Source organism: Bergeriella denitrificans NBRC 102155 (genome assembly GCF_001592185.1).
Lineage (GTDB): Bacteria > Pseudomonadota > Gammaproteobacteria > Burkholderiales > Neisseriaceae > Neisseria > Neisseria denitrificans.
In genome coordinates this window covers 1-4,971 of record NZ_BCWL01000159.1, presented here as the reverse complement: position 1 = coordinate 4,971, position 4,971 = coordinate 1, and the positions used below count along the sequence as shown (strand labels likewise).

The following is a 4,971-nucleotide window of genomic DNA, read 5'->3' as shown; positions in this document are numbered from 1 at the left end:
AAATTCAGTTCTTCGACTATACATCATCAACCCGGTCGCCCGTCCGCACGCGGGCGCAGCAGCCAGGGAATATACCGCCAGGCATAAACCAGCAGCGCGGCGGCAAAGAGCGCGGCGGAGCAGCGGATGCTGTGGGTATAGGCCGTGCCGCTGACAAACGTTGCCAACACGCGCACCAAAGTCGAAGCAATCATCAGCCAAAACGCTACGGGCACGGATTTGGGCGGCGGGTAAATGCTCTGGCCGGTATGCCCCAGCGCCGTGCGTGCCATCATGCCCAGCGTGAGTACGCCGATGCCGCCGACGCCGATTAAGTGCACACCCAAATTCAGGAAAGCCGGTTTCCAATAAGCGATGCCCACGGCAATCAAACCGAGGCCGGTGAAGGCATAACCGGCAAACAATACCCACAGCATCGGCTCTTTCAATACGGCCGGATACCACCAGCGGTACACCTGCACGACGCTGATGATGCCCGCCGCAAAAGCAAACAGCGCGGCCACGGGCAGCAGAATGCCGTGCGCCATCAGCATGGCGGTGAGCATGGGCAGCCACAGCGAAGCCTGTCCGACCCACTGCGGGCTGGCAATCTGCGGCACGTTTAAGCGTTTGGACGTGAAAAACGAGATAATCCGCATTCCCACCAGTCCGATAAAGCCCGCCACCATAATCAGGCCGGATTGCAGGCCGGTCAGCAGCGCGGCCGGGTCAAACGGGCTGAGCTGGCGGTGGAACATCATGTGCGTGCCGCCCAATACGAAAATGGCAAATACAGCCACATAATTGCGCTTGTTGCGGGCGCGGAACACCGGCAGCGCCATACACGCCGCGCCGTACCAGAAAAACAGCGTGCCGAAAAAGCCCGAAGCCGCTGCGCCCCAGCCCGGCACAAACGCGCAAATCCGCGCCAGCAGCCATACGGCGGTCAGCCCCGCCAATGCCGCACCGCGCGTGGGCGGCTGCCCCGTCCAAGTGGCAACGGCGGTCAGCAGAAAAGCAATCACCACCAGGCCGGCGTAGCCCCAAATCATCTCATGGGCGTGCCAGTAAAAGCCGGGCAGCTCGGGCGTGCCCTGATAGCCGAAGCCCCAGAGTAAAACCGACAAAGCGCCGTAGAGCGCCGCCAGCGCGTAAAACGGCCTGAAAGCCATCGCCCAGACCGGGTGTTTGAACAGGGAGTGCATGGTGTTCCTCGAAATTTGTTATGATAAGCGGGTGGCAGGCGGGCGCAAGCGTCGCATCTGCCGATTAAGCCGTCTGAAAATGCGGCTTTAGTCCGCCGCTGCGGGCAGGTAAGGCTCAACGGCTGGAAACAGCTCGCGCTCTTCAAAGCGGGCGTGTTCGCGCAGGGTGGTGGCAAATTCGGTGTTCCACGCTTCGCTCGTATAGTCCGGCGCAGCCATCATCGCCCGCAGCTTGGCATGGTCGCCCTCGAAACGCTCGCGCAGCGCGGCATCGATTTCGTGCCAATACGGGGCGAACTGTGCTTCCTCTTCGGCAAAATGCACCGCCAAATCAGCGGCGTGCGGCTCGATTTCGGCACGGTGGTTTTCAGACGGCGCGCGCAGGATACGCAGACACAAAGCCAGGGAATGATGGTGGTCGCGCGAAAGCTCAATCAGCGCGGCATGGCGTTTCAGCGGTTTCATGATGTGTTCCGTTTCATAATAGGTTTACCGCGCAGCCGCCGCGCGTGCGGCGGAATATGCGGTAAAATCTGGATAGATTTATAAGTTTCATGTATTATGAAACTTAATTTGCAGTAAAGTCAACTTCCATGCCGCCGCCGGAAGGCATCAGCGGCGGCTCCCGACAAGAATAAAACGCTCGAAATAGGGAAAATCATGTACCTGACACAACACACAGACTATGGTTTACGCGTATTGATTTATACCGCAGTCAACGACGATGCGCTGGTTAACATTGCCACCATCGCCGATACCTACGGCATTTCCAAAAGCCATCTGATGAAAGTGGTCACCGCGCTGGTCAAAGGCGGCTTTCTCACCAGCATCCGCGGCAAAGGCGGCGGCCTGAAGCTGGCCATGCCGCCTGAAAAAATCAACGTCGGCGCGGTGGTGCGCCATCTCGAGCCGATGCAGGTGGTCGAGTGTATGGGCGACAACAACGAATGCCTGATTACCCCGTCCTGCCGCCTGACCGGTATTTTGAGCGGCGCGGTCAAATCCTTCTTCAACTATCTCGACGGCTTTACCCTGCAGGATTTGATGAACAAGCCCACTTACGATTTGCTGTATTTCCCCAAAATCGACATTATGGCGGAAACTGCCTGACGCCTGCGGGCAAATATCGGCTCAACCCGCCGTTTTCAGACGGCCTGCTTTTCTACAAGGAACGCAGGCTGTTTTGCATCGACGCATGGCGTGAAATTCTTAAAAGCATAAATCTTTATTGCCGTCATTAGCTTCGCAAGTCCGCTGCGCGGAAATGACGGCATGTGAAGATTGTACTTTTCTACAAAAATACCGATATTCGTTCTAAACCTGACAGGTTTCGTTTTTTAGGAATTTAACTATAGGTGCGAGATGAGCGTGCAGAAAAGCCGTCTGAAAAATCCGTTTTCAGACGGCTTTTATCGTCCGCAAGGTAAAAATAAGACAAAGCCCCGCGTCCGCCGCATAAATAGATTGCAAATGGGAATAATTGCCATTAATATGTCGCCACTATGAAAAACGAACGTATTGTAAACCCCATAGTAGTGGCAGCAGTCGCCCTGCTGCACGTCGGCCTGATGGCGCTACTGTGGCGTGCCAACCCGCCCCAGCAAATCACGCTGGAGCATATCGAATTTGTGGATTTGGGTGATTTCGGCGGCGGAGACGGCGCAGCGGAAGGCGCAGGTGCGCCCGCAGCGGCAGAAACACCGCCGCCGCCCGCGCCGCCGAAACCCAAAGCAGAGCCACCCAAACCCAAGCCCAAACCGGTCGAGCCGCCTAAGCCGGCCATCAAACCGGTGGTGACCAAAAAAGCGGATGCCGATATCCGCCAGCCTAAAGAGCCGCCCAAACCGGTCGAGAAACCCAAGCCGGTGGAGCGTCCGAAGCCCGAACCCAAACCGGAGCCTAAGCCGGAACCCAAGCCCGTTCCGAAACCTGAGCCGAAACCGCAAGCCAAAGCCGAGCCTGCGCCCGAGCCTAAACCCGCCAAGCCCGCAGCTGATAAACCGGCCGCCAAATCCGGCGGCAGCGCCGAAGAAGGCGCTAAAGGCGGCAGCGGCAAAGACCGTGCCAAAGGCAGCGGTAGCGGCAGCAAAGGCGAGGGCAGCGGCCGCGGCGAAGGAGAAGGTAAAGGCAGCGGCGGCGCGAAAGGCGATAAAGGCGAAGGAAGCGGCGGTTCGGGCGGCGGCAGCGGCCCGGGCAGCAGCAAGAGCAATCCGATTAAAGGCTCGGCCAATATCGCCAGACCGCCTTACCCGCCCGCTGCCATCGAAGCCGGCGAAGAGGGCAGAGTGGTGCTGCATGTATTGGTTGCACCGGGCGGCAAAGTCAGCAGCGTGAAAGTGGCGAAAAGCAGCGGATCGGCGCGTTTGGACAGAGCCGCTCGCCAAGCCGCGCAAAACAGCAGTTTCAACGCCTCGGCCTGGACGCTGTTTACCGTACCGGTCAATTTCAGCCTGAATTAATCCGCGCAGGCACAAGTATTTTTTCTTATCTTTTTGGAATCAAACATGAATTTAGCTTTAGTTTTCCAATCAGGCGATTTCGTACTGATTAGCGTATTTTTACTGATGGTGCTGATGAGCATCGTCACCTGGAGCGTGATTGTGCTGCGCGTTATCAAGCTGCGCGGCGCCAAGCAGGGCAACGCAGCGGCCAAGCAGGCCGTGATGGGTGCGGCATCTTTGGACGAAGCGGCGCAGAAAGTGCAGGGCATTGAATCGCCCGTGAGCACGCTGACCACGGAAGCTGTGCGCGCCTACCGCAATTACCGCCAGGGCGGCGCCAAAACGCTGGCCGATGCCCTGCCGCTCAATGAATATCTGGTTTCGCAAATCCGCAGCAGCATGAGCCAAACCATGCGCCAGTTTGACGGCGGCATGACCGCGCTGGCATCCATCGGCGCAACCGCACCGTTTATCGGCCTGTTCGGCACGGTATGGGGCATTTACCACGCCTTGATTAACATCAGCGAAAGCGGCCAGATGAGCATTGCTGCCGTGGCCGGCCCGATTGGCGAGGCGTTGGTGGCAACCGCCGCCGGCCTGTTTGTCGCCATTCCTGCGGTATTGGCCTACAACTTCCTGAACCGCAGCAACAAAACCATCAGCCAGGATTTGGACGCATTCGCCCACGATCTGCACGTCCGCCTGCTGAACCAAAAGGATTAAGCCATGGCATTCGGTTCGATGAATAACGGCGACGATGCGCCGATGTCCGACATCAACGTCACGCCGCTGGTGGACGTGATGCTGGTGTTGCTGATTGTCTTTATGATTACCATGCCGGTCTTGACCCACTCGATTCCGCTGGAGCTGCCGACCGCTTCCGAGCAGGCGGCGAAAAAAGACAAGCAGCCCAAAGAGCCGCTGCGTCTGACCATCGCCGCCGACGGCGCGTATTACCTTGGCGCGGAATCAGCCAGCAAACTCAGCGTCGAAGACGTGGCCGCCCGCCTGAAAGAAGCCAAAGCGGCCAATGAAGACACCATCGTCGCCATCGCCGCCGATAAAGCGGTGGAATACGATTACGTCAACAAAGCCCTCAGCGCCGCGCGCGATGCCGGCATCAGCAAAATCGGTTTCGTGACGGAAACCAAAGCTCAATAAGGGCAGCAAGCCGCGCAGCCGTGACGGGTTTACGGCGGCAGGCTGATACGATGGAAACAAAAAGCCGTCTGAAAAAACGTATAAGTGCGGTTTTTCAGACGGCTTTAATTCACTTGTTTATTGCAGGATATCCGATAATGCGGCCTGAAAACAGCTTAGTTATCATTTGTTCCGTAGAGCCGGAT

6 protein-coding genes are annotated in these 4,971 nt (G+C 57.7%); 4 read left to right on the top strand and 2 right to left on the bottom strand.

Annotated elements, in window-relative coordinates; genetic code table 11:
* Window positions 1–26: 26 nt before the first annotated feature.
* Together BDE01S_RS08250 and BDE01S_RS08245 are read right to left on the bottom strand one after the other, a co-directional pair.
* Window positions 27–1,184, bottom strand: a complete 1,158-nt coding sequence (locus BDE01S_RS08250; RefSeq protein WP_066080025.1) for an NnrS family protein — start codon at window positions 1,182–1,184, stop codon at window positions 27–29.
* 87 nt (window positions 1,185–1,271) lie between these two features.
* Window positions 1,272–1,649 (bottom strand): hemerythrin domain-containing protein, encoded by a 378-nt coding sequence (locus BDE01S_RS08245; protein ID WP_066080023.1) that lies wholly within the window; start codon window positions 1,647–1,649, stop codon window positions 1,272–1,274.
* 195 nt (window positions 1,650–1,844) lie between these two features.
* Here BDE01S_RS08245 and BDE01S_RS08240 point away from each other — a divergent pair, with 195 nt between their 5' ends.
* The 4 genes from BDE01S_RS08240 (at window position 1,845) to BDE01S_RS08225 (ending at window position 4,786) form a co-directional block, all read left to right on the top strand.
* Complete coding sequence (locus BDE01S_RS08240) at window positions 1,845–2,294, top strand: RrF2 family transcriptional regulator (RefSeq protein WP_066080020.1); 450 nt, start codon at window positions 1,845–1,847, stop codon at window positions 2,292–2,294.
* A 392-nt stretch (window positions 2,295–2,686) separates the two neighbouring features.
* Complete coding sequence (locus tag BDE01S_RS08235; RefSeq protein ID WP_066080017.1) at window positions 2,687–3,643, top strand: energy transducer TonB; 957 nt, start codon at window positions 2,687–2,689, stop codon at window positions 3,641–3,643.
* Between the two features lie 45 nt (window positions 3,644–3,688).
* Window positions 3,689–4,348 carry a MotA/TolQ/ExbB proton channel family protein gene (locus tag BDE01S_RS08230; RefSeq protein WP_066080014.1) on the top strand — a complete coding sequence of 220 codons (660 nt, stop codon included), beginning with the start codon at window positions 3,689–3,691 and terminating at the stop codon, window positions 4,346–4,348.
* A 3-nt stretch (window positions 4,349–4,351) separates the two neighbouring features.
* Window positions 4,352–4,786, top strand: coding sequence for an ExbD/TolR family protein (locus BDE01S_RS08225; RefSeq protein ID WP_066080011.1), 435 nt, complete (start codon window positions 4,352–4,354; stop codon window positions 4,784–4,786).
* Window positions 4,787–4,971 lie beyond the last annotated feature (185 nt).

What these genes read in the sequence shown, in the direction of transcription:
- BDE01S_RS08235 (WP_066080017.1), top strand. Translation starts at nt 2,687, where the DNA reads ATGAAAAACGAACGTATTGTAAACCCCATAGTAGTGGCAGCAGTCGCC.
- BDE01S_RS08225 (WP_066080011.1), top strand. Translation starts at nt 4,352, where the DNA reads ATGGCATTCGGTTCGATGAATAACGGCGACGATGCGCCGATGTCCGAC.
- BDE01S_RS08230 (WP_066080014.1), top strand. Translation starts at nt 3,689, where the DNA reads ATGAATTTAGCTTTAGTTTTCCAATCAGGCGATTTCGTACTGATTAGC.
- BDE01S_RS08240 (WP_066080020.1), top strand. Translation starts at nt 1,845, where the DNA reads ATGTACCTGACACAACACACAGACTATGGTTTACGCGTATTGATTTAT.
- BDE01S_RS08250 (WP_066080025.1), bottom strand. Translation starts at nt 1,184, where the DNA reads ATGCACTCCCTGTTCAAACACCCGGTCTGGGCGATGGCTTTCAGGCCG.
- BDE01S_RS08245 (WP_066080023.1), bottom strand. Translation starts at nt 1,649, where the DNA reads ATGAAACCGCTGAAACGCCATGCCGCGCTGATTGAGCTTTCGCGCGAC.